The organism is Pseudomonas sp. H3(2019), assembly GCF_007713465.1.
GTDB lineage: Bacteria > Pseudomonadota > Gammaproteobacteria > Pseudomonadales > Pseudomonadaceae > Aquipseudomonas.
The window spans coordinates 120,956-138,780 of the sequence record NZ_VMSG01000004.1 but is presented as its reverse complement, the minus strand read 5'-3'; the positions used below and the strand labels follow the sequence as shown (position 1 = coordinate 138,780).

Sequence of the window (17,825 nt, the reverse complement as noted above, 5' to 3'; positions counted from 1 at the left end):
TCTGAAAAAACGGGACAGTTTTATTTTCATACTCGTTTTTCCACCAAAAAAATGGGCGACCTGCAGAAGGCCGCCCATTTTTCACACCAACAACACCTCCACCTGCAATCGTCGCCCAACCACATCCAGCAAATCACAACCATCGCGCAGTGAAGTCACCAGCACCCTCGCCAGTTCACTGTGAACCCCCTCCCCCATGGCGATGTTCTCCAGCAGTTGGGTCGCGGTGCGGATGCGGTAGGCCGCGGTTTCGTGCAGTACGTCGAGCGGTGCTTGGGTATCAATCAGCAGTGACGGGATGGTGCAGTCAATGCCGGTGACTGGCATGTATCGATCCATGACAAACCTCCATTGGGTAAACGAGCGCGGCCACTCAGTGGTGGACGGTGGGCTGACTCTCAACCGCCTCATCGGGCGGGTCGAGGTGGTCCAGCGCTCGGTTTACCAGCAACTCGGCCAACACGGCTAACTGCTGAATCGCCAGTGCCACATTGCGCCGCGAGCCTTCGAGTTCGAACGCCAGGTCGGTGGTCATGGCGTTGATCGAGGCGAGGGTTTCGCTGGCGTGGACCAGTAAGGTTGCCGTGTCTACGTCGGGGACAATGGTGAATACATGGCTGACGGGATCAGGGTGACTGGGGTTACGCAAACGGGCACTGACGGCGCGTTGGACGGTTTCGGAAAGCTCTATTGGATTGAGGTCTTCTGATGTAGAGAGCGACGGGGTTTCAAGTGGATTTCGGGTTGTCTTTTTCATAAGGAATCTCCAGGATTTTCAGGATCCCTGCGTTTTTTTCGGCCTGTCAAAACCGTCCGCTCGGCTGCAGCGAAGACAGGAGATTATCTTCCAGGAATGTTGCTTGCCAGTTCATGAAAGGCGCTACGGTTTGCGGGAAATGTCCTAGGACGGGGGGAAACGCGGGACAGATAAGATTTCATCACATTCATGATCGTGGTCTGTCCCCGTTTCTTCCCTGATACCGGTCGATGAGGTATGAAGTTTGTGGGGGCGGATTGTTTGGGATGATGGCTGGGTATTCAGCATTGGTGTTGGCTGATCTGGCGCTATCGCGAGCAAGCTCGCTCCCACAGGGGTTGTGCGTGCTGACTGGGATTTGGGGAATACGGGACAGACCACGATCATGGGTATGAGAAAACGTAGCCTGCCCCCCTTCTTTGCCCTACGCTGCCGATCGGCGTTGTCGTCGGCTTATCTTTTTCCACGGACGGTACGGAACAAACAAAGGAGAACACTATGAAGCAGACACTATTCGCTGGAACGCAGGGCAATCTTGCTGTGATTGAAGCAGGGCACGGCGAAGGTTTGCCGGTGCTCTTCCTCCATGCGGACTCCGGTCGAGCAAGCCAGTGGGCGGAAATGCTCGAACCTATCGGACGAGACAGGAAAGTCTATGCCCTTGATTCACGGGGCAGCGGAGACAGCTCCCCGGCTGCGGATGGTGACTATTCATATGCAGGGCGTGCGCAGGACATCATCGATACAGCCGCCGCCTTCAAGCTTGAGCGTTTCATCATCGTGGCCCACAGCGGAAGTGGCGCCGCAGCGCTGGACTATGCCGCCAGATACGCCGACCGCGTGGCTGGCTTGTTCCTGCTTGATCCCGCGACCGATCCAAGGGCACTTCCCGATGAGGTTCGCGCCGGAATGCTGGAAGCGCTTGCCGGGCCTGCGAGCCTTGATGTGCAACAGGGGTTCTATGCCACGATCGCGGGCAATAACGTAAAGGTAACGTCCAGAGTTCTGGAAGATTGTGCGGCGGTCGATGCAGCGGCGCGGCTGGGGTTTGCAGTGGCGTTCGCCAGTTGGAACCCCGAACCCGCGCTGGATGCATGGAAAGGTCCTGTTTTTCTCCTGGTCAGTAGCGCGAACGACAATCCCAATGCGCTCTACGCGTTACGACCGGAGTTACCCCACGCCGTGGTGGCTGATACGGGACACTGGATACAGCTCGACCAGCCCGAAAAGGTCGAGCGGGAAATCCTGCGTTTCATCGCTAGCGTTCGATAGCGAAGTTGTTGGGAATACAGGGGCAGACCACAATTACGGGTGCGAGTAAAACGTGGTCTGTCCCCCGTTTTTTCGAATGGCTGGTTTAAAGCGCCTCCATTTTCACCCGAGATGAACGTCTTTTTCAGCGTCTTGCCAAGCGCTTGCGAAAGCCCATGGGCTAAGACAGACTCCCCGCCTTTCCAGACTCGACAAGGATGCGAGCATTGAAGTTTGAGAGCGACCAGTTTTCCGGCAACCATGGAATTGTCTTCAACGTATCGCGCTTCACCCTGTCAGCCAGTGAACGGGGTAGCCTCAGAACGCTGCATTTTGGTGAAGCGAAAGCCGCCCACTATGAAGTGAGCAATCTGGTGGTGGAGCTCTACGACAAGATGCTCGCCAAGGATTTGCCCTGCCAAATGATGGTCGGGATCTCCAAACCCCTGACCCGGCAACAGGGGGATTTACTCAATGCCCAACGAACGAGTATCGCCATCCTCACCAGTGGTGTTTTCGCCGCAGCGGCAGGCAGGTTAATGCCTGCTTTGGCCTTTCCGGTGGGATGGACAGTCCGCGAGTTCACGCTGAGCAAATTGCCGACTTATCACGCCGGCGATGTCATCGTCAGTCTGAATGCGCAGGTCAGCGGCGGCATAGGCCCCCAGCATTCCGTATCGTCCATGATCATCAAGAATCAAGGCGGATAGACCATGAGCGAATATGGCTTGTATGCCGGTGCTTACGCGGTGTTCCTGCTGCTGTTCTTTTATCTGAAATCCTACCGCCTCAGAAAATGGCTGGGCATCACCCTGGTCGCTCTGGGGCTTGTGATTATTTTTATGCTGCCGCCTTTCATTGCTGGTTTCGATCTGGGCATCGCTTCGATCTATGCCATCGGTAGCGGGACGGCGCTGTTTTTTAGTCGGGCCCGGTATGTGGAATGAGCCAGGTGCTCATTAATAATCGGCCACTCTCGAGATCGAAGTACGGATTTCATGCCGGGAGGCGTGGTAGGAGAACCAGCATAGGACTGGCAACCCGTCCAACCACGCAGATGAGTCGCAGACGCTTAGCATCATCTGCTAACTGCGAATCAAGCTCGACGTGCCATCAATAGCATCGAGGCGGCAGCCGACAACAAACCAGCGCAGCAACGGTTGAAAATTTGCTTACCCTGAGGCAGGGCAAACCAACGTCGCATATACAATCCGATGTACGCATAGATGCCAATGGCAATCCACTCCAATACCAAAAACAGAAGACCTAGCAACGCAAACTGAGAACCCATGTCTGCCGTTGGGTCGACGAATTGAGGTAAGAACGCGGTAAAAATCAGGATGGCTTTAGGGTTGCCTGCGGCGACGAGGAATTCCTGCCTTGCCAGCGCGAAAAGACCTAACGGGGCGTTTTTTGACTCGGCTTCCACTCGTGGTTCAGCCCTCCACAACTGGTATGCCAAGTAAAAAAGGTAGGCCGCGCCAACTATTTTGATCCCATAGAAGACTAGCTCTGAAGTTTGCAACACTACGGCCAAGCCTGCCGAAACCAGCGCAATCATCACCGCGAACGCCAGCAAGCGACCAACACCTGCCATGCATGATGTGCGGTATCCGTAGCGTGTTGCATTGCTGATAGACAGCAGGTTGTTAGGCCCTGGCGCCATATTCAGGGCAAAGCAGGCGGGCAGGAATAACGCTAGCGTCGCAAGATTCATATGGATATCCATCACCATTTTGCGTCAATCCTACATTTGAACATGCCGCATGTACCACCGTCCTTAGGGCTATGAGCGGAGCTTGAGTGGACCCGGAAAGTTGTTTACGTCCTCTGTACGGATCAGGGTGACTGGGGTTACGCAAATTCCGAAAGCGGCTAAAACTCGACTCTGTGATAAATACCTTCAGCACCCACATTATGACCAAAGCCGCACCACTCACCCGCCGTGCGCTTTACCGTCATCCGTTCTTTTTTAATATCGAAGTCATAGACACAGTCGCCTTCGTCCTCTCCACTCATGGTGTAATTAGCCTTCCCGTTATCAATTTCTAATACCGTTGAGAATTCACCTATATTGGGACCGTAATACATCGCCATCAGGCCAGCATAATAACCCTGAAAATCAACTCTGTATTTCCGACCCTGCGGTTTTATAGTCATGGATTTCCATAAAGCAGCCCCGGCATATTGCCAATACTGCCCTTCTGACTGATTCGGCAGCTTCTCCAGTGCATTTTTTACATCATCACTGATCTTGCCAAGATTGAAGATCGATTTCTTGTCGTTTGGCAGAATACTCAGCCACGCACGGGCCTTCAGGTAATTGCCTTCATGTACGTAGGTGAGTGCAACGTTGTTGTAGGCCAGCGCAATCTTCTGTTCGTCCAGCTGACAACTTTCAGACCAGCCGACCTGCTGCTCATACTGTTTCCGAGCCTTGGCATACTGTTTGAGCTTGTAATACTTCCCACCCTCGGCGGAGTACTCACTTATTTTCAAACAGTTGGCCATCGCCTGTTCTTCGGTAATATCCGCCTGAGCAAAAAACGGTGTCATCAGAAGCAAGATAGCCGCGTCCATCTGTATGAAGCGGCGCACTGAAGGATAGAAGCGTTTAATGTCCATATTATGTTTCCCTGTTTGAAAGTCGACCTACCGAGCGATGAGAAGGGTAGCGTGGTCATGCCGCACAGACAATCGGGGCAGCGCCTACCCTCTCCCGCATATAATCATCCCCCATCGATCTCTTACTCCCGCATAATCCTCCCCTGACTCCCAATGAATGCCATAACGTCGGCGCACCCATTACAAGGACGCAACATGCAAATCAGCCAAGGACAACGGTTACCCTTGTCCAGCCTTATGCAGGGCACGCAACTAATCCTCTCGATCAACGTTCAGTCACCCCACGTGCTCGATTTTGTGTGCTTTGGCATCGATGCACAGGGCAAGCTTTCCGATGACCGCTATATGGTGTTTTTCAACCAACCCGCGACGCCGTGCAATAGTGTGAGAATGTCGAACGGCGGTGATTTCACGCTCGACCTTTCGAAACTGCCTGCCAGCATCGATCGTCTGGTTTTCACCACCTCGATCGATGGTGCCGGCGCGATGCGGGACATTCAGGCCAGCAGTTTCAGCATCAAGAGCCTGTACGGCGATGTATTGGCGCAATGCCCTTTTTCGGGATCCAGCTTCTCCGACGAAAAGGCAATCATGGTGGTCGAGCTCTATCGCAAGTCAGGCGAATGGCGCCTGGCTTCCAATCTGCAAGGGTTCAACGCAGGTCTGGAAGCGCTGGTAAAACACTTCGGCGGGGATGTCGTTGACGAACCGGCGCCCGCTCCAGCTCCAGCTCCAGCTCCAGCTCCGATACCGACACCAGCACCCGCGTCAAACACAATTTCTCTTGAGAAAAAGATCGGCAACGCCGCTCCTCATCTGGTCAGCCTGGCGAAGAAAGCCCAGATCAGCCTTGAAAAAGCCAAGCTGACGGAGGTTAAAGCGCGGGTCGGCCTAGTGCTGGATTCATCCGGTTCCATGCATAACCAATACACCAGTGGCCGCGTCCAGGAAGTCGTCAACCGGCTGCTGCCCCTGGCGTTGCACTTCGACGACGACGGCACCCTCGACTGCTGGGCCTTTGGCGCCGAGACACTGCAACTGTCTGCCGTGACACTGGCCAATCACAAAGACTTCATCAACACCGATAGTCATGGCTGGAAGGATTGGGCGGTGGGCGCTCGCTACAACGACGAGCCCAAAGCCATCAAGAAGGTGATCGACTTTTACAAAAAGTCCCGGGACACCACACCGATCTACATTCTGTTCATCAGTGATGGTGGTGTTTCGGCAAGTGGTGCGATCAAAAAGCTGATGATTGAGGCAGCAAAACTGCCGATCTTCTGGCAATTCGTTGGGATCGGCGGAAACAACTACGGCATTCTGGAAAAACTCGACACCATGGCCGGCCGAGTCGTCGATAACTGTGGCTTCTTCGCGCTGGATGACCTGCACGACATCACCGAAGAGCAGCTGTACGACAAGCTGATGGAAGAGTTTCCACTATGGCTGAAGGATGCGAAGGCTAAAGGGATTCTCTTTTAATCGTCGGATCATGAAATAGCCAAGCAAGAAAAAGCCCCGCTTGAAAAGCGGGGCTTTTTGAACCCGAAAGGGTTAGCCGATGCTGACGCCGTGGGCTTCAGCCAGAGGCTTCAGGCCGCCGGCGAAACCTTGGCCGATCGCCTTGAACTTGAACTCTTCACCGCTGCGATACAGTTCGCCAAAGATCATGGCCGTTTCGGTGGAAGCGTCTTCGCTCAAGTCGAAACGCGCCAGTTCTTTACCGTCAGCCTTGTTCATCACACGAATGTAGCCGTTGGAGACCTGGCCGAAGTTCTGTTTACGAGCATCGGAGTCGTGGATGGTGACCGCGAACACCAGCTTCTTCACCAGCGGAGCCAGGGAAGTCAGTTTGACCGTCACTTGTTCATCGTCGCCTTCGCCGGCACCGGAGCGGTTGTCGCCCATGTGTTCGACGGAGCCGTCAGCGGATTTTTTGTTGTTGTAGAAAATGAAGCTGTTGTCGTCGAGCACTTTACCGTTTTCGCCCACGATAAAAATCGACGCATCGAGGTCGAACTCGGTGCCGTCGGTAACGCGAGGATCCCAGCCCAGACCCACGAGCACATCGCTCAGGCCCGGTGCTTCTTTGGACAGGGATACGTTGCCGCCTTTGGAAAGACTTACAGCCATGATTAATTTCCTTATTCGATAGACCGAGGGATTTAGAAGTTCATACCGTACGAGTTGGCCAGCGCCTTCAGGCCACCGGCAAAGCCCGAACCGACGGCACGGAATTTCCACTCGCCGTTGTTGCGGTACAGCTCGGCAAAGATCATCGCGGTTTCGGTAGAAGCGTCTTCTGCCAGGTCGTAACGAACAATCTCGGTACCGGTGATTTCGTTGGCAATGCGAATAAACGAACCGCCGACCTGACCGAAGTTTTGCTTGCGTGCGTCAGCGTCGTGGATGGTGACGGTGAATGCGACCTTGTCGATATCGGCCGGAACGCGGCTCAAATCTATTTTCAGCACTTCGTCGTCGCCATCGCCCGCACCGGTGCGGTTGTCACCGGTGTGCTCGATGGAGCCATCAGCGCTTTTGAGCTGATTGTAAAAAATGAAGTCGGCGTCACCACGTACTTTGCCGTTGGCACCCAGCAGGAACGCGCTTGCGTCCAGGTCAAACTCCGTGCCGTCAGTTGCGCGTGGATCCCAACCCAGACCGACCAGGATCTTGGTCAGAGAAGGATCGGTCTTCGATAGGGACAGGTTGCCGCCTTTTTGAAGAGTCAGTGCCATGAGTACAGCTCCTTGTGGTTGATGCGTTTGGAATTACTGATTTTCGGCCTGCGCAACTTCCTTTTGCGGGAAGAGCACACTGGCGAAGATGCCGATGGCCAGCACCACAACAACGATGATCAGGCTGGTGTTCGGATCGATGTTGTAGCCGTGATGAAACAGATGGTCAGTCGCATTCAGGCCCAGCTTTACAGCGATAAAGAAGAGCAGCGCAATGACGGCCTTTTCCAGATGCACCAGGTAACGTTTCAGCGCTTCCAGTACAAAGTACATGGTCCGCAGGCCAAGGATGGCGAAGAGCATTGCCGAGAACACGATCAGGGGTTCGCGGCTGACGGCGATGACTGCGGGTACGGAGTCGAAGGCAAACAACACGTCGGACACTTCCATGACCACCAGGCACAAAAACAGAGGCGTCGCGAACAGACCACCTTTGGCCGCCAACGACATGCCTTTGTTTTCCGGCTTGGTCAGTTCAACTTCCAACGTCTTGCGGCGTACGAAGAAGTCGTGACCATGCAATTTCGGCCACACCGGGAACAGCTTCTTCGCAAAGCGGTAAGCCATGTGCGTGGAGTAATCCTCTTCCTCTTCGTCGTCACCGCCGCCTCTGAGCATCATGACAGCCGTCCAGGCCACAATCAGTGCAAAGACCACTTCGACCCACGGGCCCAGCGCCAGCAGACCGGTACCGATTGCCACGAAGATCAGGCGGAAAACGATCGCGCCGAGAATGCCCCAGTACAGTACGCGATGGCGCAAGCCATCCGGCACTTTGAACCAGGCGAAGATCGCCATGAACACGAACAGGTTGTCCACGCTCAGGACTTTTTCCAGCGCATAGCCGGTGATGAACAGGGTGGCGATTTCCGGGCCATGTTCGACGTACAGGAAACCTGCAAAACCGAACGAGATGAGAATCCAGAACACCGACCAGGCCGACGCTCGGGCAAGGCTGATCGGCTTGTCACCGCGATGGGTGAACATGTCGAGGATCATTGCGCCGAGCGCCAGCGCCACAAACACAGCGATGGTCAGCGGGGGGAACCCCAGGTGAGTAACTTCCACGGTGTCGTTCCTTACAATTCAAAGTCAGCCGGGGGAAGACCCAGCTCCAGGCAGATCAGGCGACAAACCGCTTTTTCCTTGTTATCGAAATTGCCGTCCGACGCGCCGATGGCGCAGGCAACACGGACGAGCAGGCGGCCTGCCCCATCCTTGCCCTTTATCTTGCTGATGTTTTTCAGGGCTTCGGCTTGACCGATCTGAAAGTCAAATTCGAACTTGCCGCAAGCGTCGTTGAAGACCTTGATGACGTCGCTCAGGTTGAACACCTTCAGCTCGGGCGAGTTGTTGATGAACCCGGTCATCTTCATTTTTTCAGCCGAGCTGACCTCTCCATCGGCCGCCGCGACCATGGCACAGCTGTTGGCAACAGCTTCCATGAACTCTCTGTTCTTGAACTTGGCCACTTCGGTGGTCAGCTTCTCGCGAGCAAGTGCTGCGTTTGTTTTCAACCATGACAACATGTTATTCACCTCTAGGGCGGACCGGATCGGTCCGCCGTTTTCAAATAATTACTTGGAGCCAGCCGCCCAGCGCATGCCCCAACCGTAAGCCTTGTCCATGACCGAATGGCCTTTGTGGAAATCGACACGTCGACTGACCTTGACGCCGCCGGCCACATTCTCAAGAAGAGCGATTGCACACATGCCAAGGCGGCCGCCTTCTTCATTCAGGCGAACTTCGATCGGTGGCTGACCCGGGACATAAATGGTCACGACGCCATCGGTCTCACGCCAGTTCGGCGCACCGTCGTAGATGAAGGCGAAAACCAGCACTCGCCGGATATCCCCCCAATGCTTACCGTTGATGTGGAGCCATTCACCATCACTGACGGCACCGGTACGGTCATCTCCCATCAACTGAATGTAAGGGTCGTAGTCGAGATCGCCGAAGCTGTTGCCCAGCGCCTGAACAACTCCTTTGGAGCCATCCTGCAACTCATAAAGGCAACCCACATCGAGGTCGATGGCGTTGTTTCGCGAGAAGAAGCCACCGCCCTTGCCTTTGTTCCAGTTGAGGTTGACCTTGATCTCGCCGAAGCCTTCCGATGTTTTCTCCAGGCTGATCGAGGAGCGTGTCTTGTCGAGGGTGATTTTGCTCAGGCTGACCGAAGACTTCGGTGGCGCGACAGGCGCCGCAACAGGTGCAGGAGCGGCCACCGGAGCCGGGGAAGGCGCGGCAATTTCGACCCCAAAGTACTTGGCCAAAGGCTCCAGACCGCCGGCAAAACCCTGAGCGACACAACGGAATTTCCACTCACCCTGGCGGCGATAAAACTCGCCGAGAATCAGGGCGGTTTCTTGCATTCCGCCGGTTGGTATCTGCGCCTCGATACCACCGGTGACGATCAGCGCGAGATGGGATACACGATCGAAGCAGGCTTTGTTCTCGTAAATCGTCGCAGTCAGCGCCACTTTCTCGACCGCCGAATCAAGGCGCGACAAATCAAGGGTGAATACCGCACGACCGGCAGAGGACTCGGTCATCTGCACTGTACCGCCCAGCACATTGGTCTGGCCGTAGAAGCACATGTCGGTGTCGCCGCGGACTTTACCCGCGGCCCCCAGGACGAATGCAGACACGTCGATATCCGCACCCGGAATTGCCGAGTAGCTGATATCGATCCGCACCTGGCCGGTGGCTACCGGCGCATTTCCACCAGGGACCAGGGTCGTCATGCACGCACCGCCTGAACAGCCAGGTTGACCAGGTCATCAGCCGTGCGGCCATTGGTCACCTGACCAATCGCCTTGAATTCCCAGCCGCCGTTCCCGCGAACCAGACTGGCCATGACGACGCCGGTGTGACGGCCCTTTTCGGAGAGATTGAAACGTGCCAGTTCGCTCCTGTTGCTCGCATTGACGATGCGGCAATAGGCGTTGGCAATCTTCTCGAAGTTCTGGCCAGTGAAGCTGTTCACTGTAAACACCAGGGACTTGACGGTGGCTGGCAGACGCTGCAGATCAACCGTGATGGTTTCGTCGTCGCCATCGCCTTCGCCGGTGCGGTTGTCACCCGAGTGCTGGATCGAACCATCGCGGGACGTCAATTGACGGAACCACACCAGGTCTACTGGCTTGAAGTCGGCATCGAAAAGAATGCACGAAGCATCCAGGTCGACCTCACCACTATTACCCATCAATCGCCCCATGAACCCGGCTTTCTCTGGATCCCAGCCGAGGCCAAGACTGATCGCCGTGAGGCCACCGCCGGCAGTTTTTTCCAGGGAGATTGATTGGTTTTTAGTCAGAGTTAGGGCCATCGGTACGCTCCTTGTTGGTCGTCAATTGCTGGTGTGTATCGTTGCTGTCCTCAACCGGTCGAGTCGCCATCGGCACAACGCCTGCTTCTCGATCCACGGTCCTGGATACCCGAAGGCGTCCTCGACGCCATGCAGGGTGGAAATGTCGCCAGTGCGCATCTTGCGCAGCAGCCAATAGTTCGTGGTCACCTCGAGTGTCGCCCCAGGCGCGCAATCGGTATTGCGTCAAATCTCCGTACACCGCTTCAAGTCGCTGTACCTTCGCTTCACAGCGGCAGTTGTTACCCGATATCCGCCCCGTCAGCCGCCCATCGACGACCTCCAGTTCAGTGGCGATCAATTTGATATTGAGGCGATCGGCAAACGGTTTCAGAACCAATGCCGGAGAGGCTGAACAGAGGGTGACCTCATTGCCGGCCTGCCTTTCGGCGGACACAGAAATCAACCCGGCAGGCCGCATCAGGCGGGTCCAGTACAGGCCGCAAAATTCTGCGGCCTTGTGCCGGACCCACTCTTCTTTGGTGTCGGTCAGGAAAACGGCGATCAGCCTTGCCTTGAGCTCGTCTCGCGATAAGCGGCGCGTCAGGTAACGCACCCCCGGCCCGGCAAGCAGGCGCAAGCGCCTGGCGAACTCGAACTTGCCAAACGCAAACTTGAGAAAGGGAATGAAGCTGTCATGCCGGGTCAAGGTGCCGTCGAAATCGAAAACCGACAGCACGTTGGCCTTGGCCGGGCCTGTCTCGAGCATCTCCTGGGTCATCGGCCCGTCTCTGCAAGACGAATCGATTGATCGCTATGGCTCGGCTCCGCATGCCTGACACCATGCCACCTCGCACGCTCAAGGATATTCGTAGCCCATTTGAAGTGAGTAGCTGGTTCGCACATGGCGTCATTGTGATTGAAGACGGCTGGCGCGACTTCATTCAGCATCAATTTGGCACAATTTAGATCTTCAAGGCTGACGCGCAAGCTGTCCTGAATGCTGCTGATCTGGCTTGGATGAATCGCCGTTTTACCCACCAGGCCATGGGCAATGTCGAGGTTCAATTCTTCCACCAGCAAATGCGGCGTCGCCAAACACTCGAACACCGGGGCGGTCAAGGCAAACCCTTGCGACCCCATGACCCCGGCAAGCATCGGAATCACGTACCCCATGGGCGTGCTGTAAAGCGTTGTAGCCGGGTTGCGCCGAAGCCCCAGGCAACCCAGCAAATCATTGCCGCCGATGCGCAGCGCAATAATGCGATGGTCCAGGGTCTGTTTGAGCGCTGCCCCCAGTTCGACCATCTCGACAGGGTTGAAGACCTCTCGGGTTTCCAGGGTTGGCATCAGAAAAATGTCGGGATTGGTGACAGCCAACTCCCACGAACGCAGATTGGACAGGCTTAGCTTGGGCAAGACAAAACCATCCACATGCGCCATCAACGGCCATTCGTTGAGAACCGCGGCCATCTGCGAATCACGCGGTCGCACGAACAGCAGGGGCCCATCTGCCGAGCGGCCGCCCTGCTGTTCAATCGAGAGCAGCAACTGATGAAGATTGGCCAACGCCGTCTCGACATCGATTTCCGCGACCGCATCCTCAAGGCACACCACCATCGATCGTAGTTCGGGCAGTTTTTTGTGCAGAACCACATCGAGGATGTCCTCGCGGGTGGCCGGCATATAGAGCGTTGCTCCGAGGGCGTAGGGCGATAGTTTTTTCATCAGCTCAAACTCCGGATGACGGTCACAGCACGATAAGGACCGAGGGCAGTCCCCATCTCCTCAACCGCCACGTTCGCTCGCTCGGTCAGGTGCATCAGCAATTGAACATCCGGATCGCTGCGATCGCGGACCAGAACGTGATCCGGTACGCGGCGCAGTACGGCACGCGTGGCCTCGGCAATGCCGGGTTTCACCCGGTTCAGATTGCTGATGCCCCATTGAGCGGCAATGGCGTCGATGACACTCAGAGCCGAAGACTGCAGTTCGCTGCGCTGCGCCTCCGTCCAGGGTGCAACGGCTGCCACCGGAGCCTGCGCCTGACGCACGGCTTCGATCTGCTCGATGAACTCTCGCGTTACGTCGTGCTCGTGCAAATGGTCGTAGACCACGCATCCATGCAGGCCACCGTTGGTGGGCCAGATGGAGCGCGATACCAGGCCGGAAACCGTGGCCCCTAGGATGCCGGACGGAATCACCCAGTCCTCGGCCGAAGCCGCCAGCCAGGCGCGCCCGCAAGGGTCGGCCAGCACCACAAGGCGTGGCTGCTCGGGAAAGCGCGTGTCGCCCTTGAGGCTGCGCTGGATTTCTGTAGAGATGGCGCCCTTGCCTGTCCAGCCATCAACAAAAACTATGTTTTCAGCGCCGTGAGCCTTGATCACGGCTTCCAGGGCTATCATGTCGATGCCGCGATCACGAACAATGCTGATGCCGTAATGATGAGCGTCACGCCCCAGGTCCAGGAGCGCGCGGCGCAGCAATACGCCCAGGGGCAGCCCCGCACGCACGAACGAAACCAGCGCGATCGAAGGGCCGTCACAGGCCTGATCCAGCGCCAGCGCCAAAGACTGAACATCACGGGCCATCCTGGCCGAATTCTGCAACATTGCGCGCTGGTAAAGCCCTTTGTGGACCTCGGTCGGAGCCGATTCCAGGCTGATCATCTCGGAGTAATGCTTCTGCCGCGTCTGGATCAGGCGCTCTTTCTCTTGAACATCCGTCACTTCGATTTCGACCGGTTGCAAAAGGAAGTGCACGTCATCGGGCGCGTAGCTGCCACTGCCAACCGTGGTCAGGTGTGCGAAGGCATTAACCATGGATCATTGCCTCCACAACCTTTGCCAACTGGCTATTGGAAGGGGTCGCCCAGAAGTTGCATTCGTTCATGAAGCCAAGGTCGGTGACACTGTCACCAAATCCCAGTACAGGGCGTTCGCCATTGACGACGCGATCGCGGCGAAGCAACTCTTGAACTGCCAGACGCTTGGACAAGCCGTTCGGCAGGAAGGCCAGGTTGTTGCCGTTGCCGTGGATATGCATGTCGTCCAGCAGACCACGGGCCTGGACTTCGGCCAGGACCTTTTGCAGCACAGAATCGTCCGACTCGTTATGCTTGGTCACGACGTAATTCAACAGGCCTTGTTCTTCCACAACCCATCCGCGCAGGGAAAAACCCATTTCCTTGCCGATGGCCAGGGTTGCAGCACTCAGTGCCGGAAGGCGGTTCTGATACGCTGCCAGCGCGTCGGTCATCTGCCCATGCCAATCCCGATCCAGCGCACCGTCGGGCTGGAGGATCACCCCACCATGGGAACACACGGCGCCCGCGACGAAGGGCAATTTCACGCGGCTGTAAGCTTCAACGCTACGCGCCGTGACCGGTACGACATCTGCCGATGCCAGCAGCCACTCCACAAAGTTTTTCTGTACGGAACTCATATAGCCATTGGGCTGACCCTCGACATCCAGCGTCGCGGTGTGCCGCGCAGATCCTTGCGGCATCTTGCGGGCTGTCTGAAACAAGGTGTCATCGAGATCGATGAGCATCAGGGGACGCTTACTGCCCATCAACAATGACCTCTGCGTTCAGCGAATCAATCAGCGACTGGGGAACCGCTTGTGCAGGCGTTTCGGTACAGATCAACACACGGTCAAACTGACCCGGACGCACGTTATAAAGAAAGTTCGGGATACCGAGGCCGTAGTTATCGGAGAACGACAAGGCGTGACCGATCTCATGGCCCAAGGCAATCGGCGACCGACTGGTGGAGCTGAAATGAACGTCAGCCCCTGCTCGTTCAAGACGTTCAGCCAGCAGAAACGGACGCCACACGAATTCACTGGTGCCCACGACCATCACGCGCTCGCCCGGCTTGACCTGAATATCCAGGGCCAATATGTCGTCAACATGACGCACGCCCAGACGTCCCCAATCGTTACGCGGGTCGATCGGCCATTCGCCTACGGCAACGGCGCCCACATCAGGCATTTCAGGTAGAGGCGCGTTCTGATCTTCAGAGAAACGATAAGCCCCCTGCAGCAAGGAAACCTGAGTGGCTGTCTCGCCAAGAACGTTACGTACCGCGCCACGGGACCAATCGGTGAGCACGCAGGTCACGACCCGTTCCACCTTGCTCAGCCCGGCATCCACGAGCGCACGATGCAAATTGATAAAGGTCTTGCCGGTGGAGGCTTCATCGTCGACCAACACCAGGGAACGAGCCTGCAGCATCATTTCGCGGATATCAGGATCGGTAGGCTGGTGAATCAGGTGCGCGCTGGCGTGGCTGTGTTCTTCTTCAAAACGGGTGAACAGCTCAGTGCCGACCGGATGGCGGGTGCTGACCAGATAGACGGTGTCCGGGCGGGTCTTGCTGTAAGCGCGGTGCACACCGGCCCCCAGACCGACGGCCGTCTCTGCCATACCGATCACCAGTACCGGTCCCGGCAAGTCATCGGGAATCTTTGCCGCCAGGCTTTCGTAACTGGCCTGCATGATCGATGGGCGAACAGGAATATGCCGGCCCAGGACGCGGGATACAAAAAGGAACGCACGTTTTGGATTGCGGCGTTCGGCGAACCCAAACAACGTACGGGGTTCGATGGATGATTCATCGACATCGACTTCCATCAGTCCACGCTTAAGCTGCGCGGTGAGTCGGGTGGTCGAGGTTTTTTCTACTGCGAATTCCATTTGCAACATTCCTAAAAGAGGCGAGGTAGTGAACTGACAACCCTTCACTATTTTTAAAGCAGGATGCCTCTACGGATTTCTGGCTTCGATCCGCCAGAGCGATGAATGAGCTTCACGAGCCATTTCGGCGGTCGAAAAAATCCGACCCGTTGGAGAGTTGGGTGGCGAGACGTGGCAGGCATCCAAAAAGGCCATTAACAACCCGGACTTGACCGCGAAGTTCATGTTTTGCGCATCCGGCAGCGTCGATGTCACCATCCCGATGACCGCGCCACTGGTATCGAACAGTGGGCTGCCGCTGGACCCTGGCTGAATAGCCGCGGTGAACTGGAGCAGGCTTGCATCATTGTGCAATCCGAACAAACCGGACACCCCGCCCTGTGTCACATGAACGCCACCGCCCGCCAGGCCTGCCATCGGAAAACCCAGAACAATGACCGACTCGCCCAGCGCACAACTACCGCCGCCCTCTTTGAAGACAACGGGCGACAGCGGCGGGCAATCCTGAATACGCAGCAAGGCCATATCGTTTCGCCGATCGACCACCACCACTTCGGCGCAGAAGCGACCGGCAAAGGAGGAAATATGCAGTTCCTGCATCTCCTCGATCACATGGGCACACGTCATGACATGGTTGGGTGAAACGGCGAATCCGGTCCCCGTCGCCGAGCCGCGATTTCTCGGTGAATCACCTGAATACGGACGGCGCGCGGGATGCGCATCATCGATCGTGATGCCCATACGACGGCCCATCGCGGCAAGGCCGTAAGCCGAACCTTCCGCCAGTGCGCGGAATCGCCACTGATCGTTGCGGCGATAGAACTCGCCAATGACAATCGCTGACTCGCCATTACTTTTCAGATCAAGCAACAACTCGACTTGATTGTCGACTTGCAGACGCAAGTCTTTGAGCTCGCTGATCGGGCCGGCAGCGGAGAAGGTATAGACGACCAGCAGCAGACGTTCGCTGCCGCCAGGAAGTCGGGACAAATCGAGGGAACAACCAATAGACGACGTGGTGCCGCTCCACTCCATCCACTGTTGAGTGACTTGAAACAGAGCCGGGTCACCTGTCGGAAGACGCTTCTCAGTGACGGGCAGCAGCGCTACGGCTGCGTATTCCCCAAAGACGGATGAGTGGCTGCACTCTAGCGTCCATGCACATTTTTCGCCCGAAATAGCGGCGTTCGCTCCAGGCGTAAGCGCCTTCATCCTGTCGTTCCTTGATCGGTAGCTGGCAATTATGCCAAGACAGCAACAATCATTCACTGTCTATGTGGCGGTGTAATATCAGGAAGGTGCTACAACGGCAACCGTGACTGGCTTCACCCGGACTCTGTCCACCCACTGGCCCGCAGGTTCTGGCAGACCCAGTCGACGAACGGCGAATATTCCTGCCAGGTTTATTCCGGTTGCCCGTGTGTATCCGATCCCGCCGGAATAGCGCGGATTGATTTCCAACAGATGAGGAACACCATTGCGGTCATCTCGCGTCTGGACATTGACCAGTCCATCACACTTGAAGTGCGCCGCGGCCTTGAGGGCCAGTTCAACCGCTGCGGACTCGCGCTCGAAGGTCTGGTGAACCCCCTGCTTTCTTCTGCCGACGAACGCAATCGGCTTACCCGCTTCACACACCATGTCCACTGAACACTCGCTACCCGGCAAATAGGGCATGACGAGCATAGGCGCCCGCTCTGTGTCGGTCTTGTAGATGCTCAGGTAGGTTTCAAAATCGACTTCGCGCGCGTCCGGGTTTTCCAGACAGCGGAACGGGTCGACATCTGCCTTGAACCGCCAGAAACCTTGCCCATAGATACCGACGACAGGCTTGATGCAAACCTCTCCCTGCCGGGACAACAAGTCATAGGCCGCGGCCAGTTCCTGAGCATTGTTGACTGTCACTGCTGGAATGCAGGCCAGTCCCGCCCGCTCGGCCTCTGCCGTAAACCGGCTTTTATCGTCGACGTTATGGAAGGTGTCCATGGACATACCGCCGGTAACAAGCTGCAACCCGGCAGCCTCGAACCGCTCACGGACCGCTTCGTAGAAACTGCCGATACGGCCGGCAAGAATCACCTTGATGCCGTGCTCAAGCGCCGTGGCGATCACCCAGTCGATTCGCGCCTCGTTGTCCTGGGGCTCTTGAAAGCTGACATCCGCCTGACCAGTGATTTCAGGTCGATCCTGTCGGTGGGAGGCAAAAATCTTGACGTTCGCTGGCAGTGCTTCCCGCGCGCCAATAAGAATATCGCGCTGGCTGGATTGACCTTCGAGAAACCAGATCACGTTTACGCTCCTGAATAAATTTGGCCGGGATGGCCACTCGCATTGAGTAGCGCCCCCCGATGCCAGGTAAATTTCCCGTCACGATAACGGACATCAGACAAAAGGCTACTCAATTTCCTGACCGCTCGCTTCACTACACGCCCGGGCAGTGGCGCA

Annotated in this window: 21 protein-coding genes; 4 read left to right on the top strand and 17 right to left on the bottom strand. The window is 56.5% G+C overall.

All coding sequences use genetic code 11. The features are described from left to right. Positions 1–81: 81 nt before the first annotated feature. Positions 82–339 (bottom strand): hypothetical protein, encoded by a 258-nt coding sequence (locus FPT12_RS06180; RefSeq protein WP_145015107.1) that lies wholly within the window; start codon positions 337–339, stop codon positions 82–84. Between the two features lie 34 nt (positions 340–373). After that, the gene (locus FPT12_RS06175; protein WP_145015106.1) at positions 374–757 is read right to left on the bottom strand and encodes a DUF6124 family protein; all 384 of its coding nucleotides are present in this window, start codon (positions 755–757) and stop codon (positions 374–376) included. 498 nt (positions 758–1,255) lie between these two features. Here FPT12_RS06175 and FPT12_RS06170 point away from each other — a divergent pair, with 498 nt between their 5' ends. From FPT12_RS06170 to FPT12_RS06160, 3 genes are all read left to right on the top strand, one after another. After that, positions 1,256–2,029 carry an alpha/beta fold hydrolase gene (locus FPT12_RS06170; protein WP_145015105.1) on the top strand — a complete coding sequence of 258 codons (774 nt, stop codon included), beginning with the start codon at positions 1,256–1,258 and terminating at the stop codon, positions 2,027–2,029. 206 nt (positions 2,030–2,235) lie between these two features. Beyond that, positions 2,236–2,718, top strand: a complete 483-nt coding sequence (locus FPT12_RS06165) for a hypothetical protein (RefSeq protein WP_145015104.1) — start codon at positions 2,236–2,238, stop codon at positions 2,716–2,718. Positions 2,719–2,721: 3 nt separating this feature from the next. Beyond that, a complete protein-coding gene (locus FPT12_RS06160; RefSeq protein WP_145015103.1) occupies positions 2,722–2,955 on the top strand; it encodes a hypothetical protein in 234 nt (77 codons plus the stop codon). A 149-nt stretch (positions 2,956–3,104) separates the two neighbouring features. Here the strand turns inward: FPT12_RS06160 and FPT12_RS06155 are convergent, their stop codons facing one another. Next, a complete protein-coding gene (locus tag FPT12_RS06155) occupies positions 3,105–3,725 on the bottom strand; it encodes a LysE family translocator (protein WP_145015216.1) in 621 nt (206 codons plus the stop codon). 158 nt (positions 3,726–3,883) lie between these two features. Beyond that, positions 3,884–4,633, bottom strand: coding sequence for a type IV pilus biogenesis/stability protein PilW (locus FPT12_RS06150; protein WP_145015102.1), 750 nt, complete (start codon positions 4,631–4,633; stop codon positions 3,884–3,886). A 195-nt stretch (positions 4,634–4,828) separates the two neighbouring features. On the opposite strand from FPT12_RS06150, the gene FPT12_RS06145 reads away from it, so the two are divergent. Beyond that, on the top strand, positions 4,829–6,115 hold the full coding sequence (locus FPT12_RS06145) for a VWA domain-containing protein (RefSeq protein ID WP_145015101.1): 1,287 nt from the start codon (positions 4,829–4,831) through the stop codon (positions 6,113–6,115). Positions 6,116–6,187: 72 nt separating this feature from the next. Here the strand turns inward: FPT12_RS06145 and FPT12_RS06140 are convergent, their stop codons facing one another. The 13 genes from FPT12_RS06140 to FPT12_RS06080 all read right to left on the bottom strand — a co-directional run bounded on the left by FPT12_RS06140 (position 6,188) and on the right by FPT12_RS06080 (position 17,669). After that, the gene (locus FPT12_RS06140) at positions 6,188–6,766 is read right to left on the bottom strand and encodes a TerD family protein (protein ID WP_145015100.1); all 579 of its coding nucleotides are present in this window, start codon (positions 6,764–6,766) and stop codon (positions 6,188–6,190) included. Positions 6,767–6,798: 32 nt separating this feature from the next. Then, positions 6,799–7,374, bottom strand: a complete 576-nt coding sequence (locus FPT12_RS06135; protein WP_145015099.1) for a TerD family protein — start codon at positions 7,372–7,374, stop codon at positions 6,799–6,801. A 33-nt stretch (positions 7,375–7,407) separates the two neighbouring features. Beyond that, positions 7,408–8,442 (bottom strand): TerC/Alx family metal homeostasis membrane protein, encoded by a 1,035-nt coding sequence (locus tag FPT12_RS06130; RefSeq protein ID WP_145015098.1) that lies wholly within the window; start codon positions 8,440–8,442, stop codon positions 7,408–7,410. Positions 8,443–8,453: 11 nt separating this feature from the next. After that, positions 8,454–8,903: a tellurite resistance TerB family protein gene (locus FPT12_RS06125; protein ID WP_145015215.1), complete on the bottom strand. Its 450-nt coding sequence runs from the start codon at positions 8,901–8,903 to the stop codon at positions 8,454–8,456. 48 nt (positions 8,904–8,951) lie between these two features. Continuing rightward, positions 8,952–10,118 (bottom strand): TerD family protein, encoded by a 1,167-nt coding sequence (locus tag FPT12_RS06120; RefSeq protein ID WP_145015097.1) that lies wholly within the window; start codon positions 10,116–10,118, stop codon positions 8,952–8,954. Then, the gene (locus tag FPT12_RS06115; RefSeq protein WP_145015096.1) at positions 10,115–10,702 is read right to left on the bottom strand and encodes a TerD family protein; all 588 of its coding nucleotides are present in this window, start codon (positions 10,700–10,702) and stop codon (positions 10,115–10,117) included. The genes FPT12_RS06120 and FPT12_RS06115 overlap by 4 nt, the downstream gene beginning before the upstream one ends. Next, positions 10,683–11,462, bottom strand: a complete 780-nt coding sequence (locus FPT12_RS06110) for an HAD family hydrolase (protein ID WP_145015095.1) — start codon at positions 11,460–11,462, stop codon at positions 10,683–10,685. Before FPT12_RS06110 ends, FPT12_RS06115 begins: the two co-directional genes overlap by 20 nt. After that, complete coding sequence (locus FPT12_RS06105) at positions 11,459–12,409, bottom strand: HpcH/HpaI aldolase/citrate lyase family protein (protein WP_145015094.1); 951 nt, start codon at positions 12,407–12,409, stop codon at positions 11,459–11,461. Before FPT12_RS06105 ends, FPT12_RS06110 begins: the two co-directional genes overlap by 4 nt. After that, a complete protein-coding gene (locus tag FPT12_RS06100; protein ID WP_145015093.1) occupies positions 12,409–13,503 on the bottom strand; it encodes a cysteine protease StiP family protein in 1,095 nt (364 codons plus the stop codon). The genes FPT12_RS06105 and FPT12_RS06100 overlap by 1 nt, the downstream gene beginning before the upstream one ends. Next, entirely contained in the window at positions 13,496–14,254 is a 759-nt protein-coding gene (locus FPT12_RS06095; protein WP_145015092.1) for a trehalose phosphatase, read from the bottom strand. Before FPT12_RS06095 ends, FPT12_RS06100 begins: the two co-directional genes overlap by 8 nt. Beyond that, entirely contained in the window at positions 14,244–15,380 is a 1,137-nt protein-coding gene (locus tag FPT12_RS06090) for a phosphoribosyltransferase domain-containing protein (RefSeq protein WP_145015091.1), read from the bottom strand. Before FPT12_RS06090 ends, FPT12_RS06095 begins: the two co-directional genes overlap by 11 nt. A gap of 69 nt (positions 15,381–15,449) precedes the next feature. Continuing rightward, entirely contained in the window at positions 15,450–16,592 is a 1,143-nt protein-coding gene (locus tag FPT12_RS06085; protein WP_145015090.1) for a trypsin-like peptidase domain-containing protein, read from the bottom strand. 78 nt (positions 16,593–16,670) lie between these two features. Beyond that, complete coding sequence (locus tag FPT12_RS06080) at positions 16,671–17,669, bottom strand: ATP-grasp domain-containing protein (RefSeq protein WP_145015089.1); 999 nt, start codon at positions 17,667–17,669, stop codon at positions 16,671–16,673. Between the last annotated feature and the right edge of the window lie 156 nt (positions 17,670–17,825).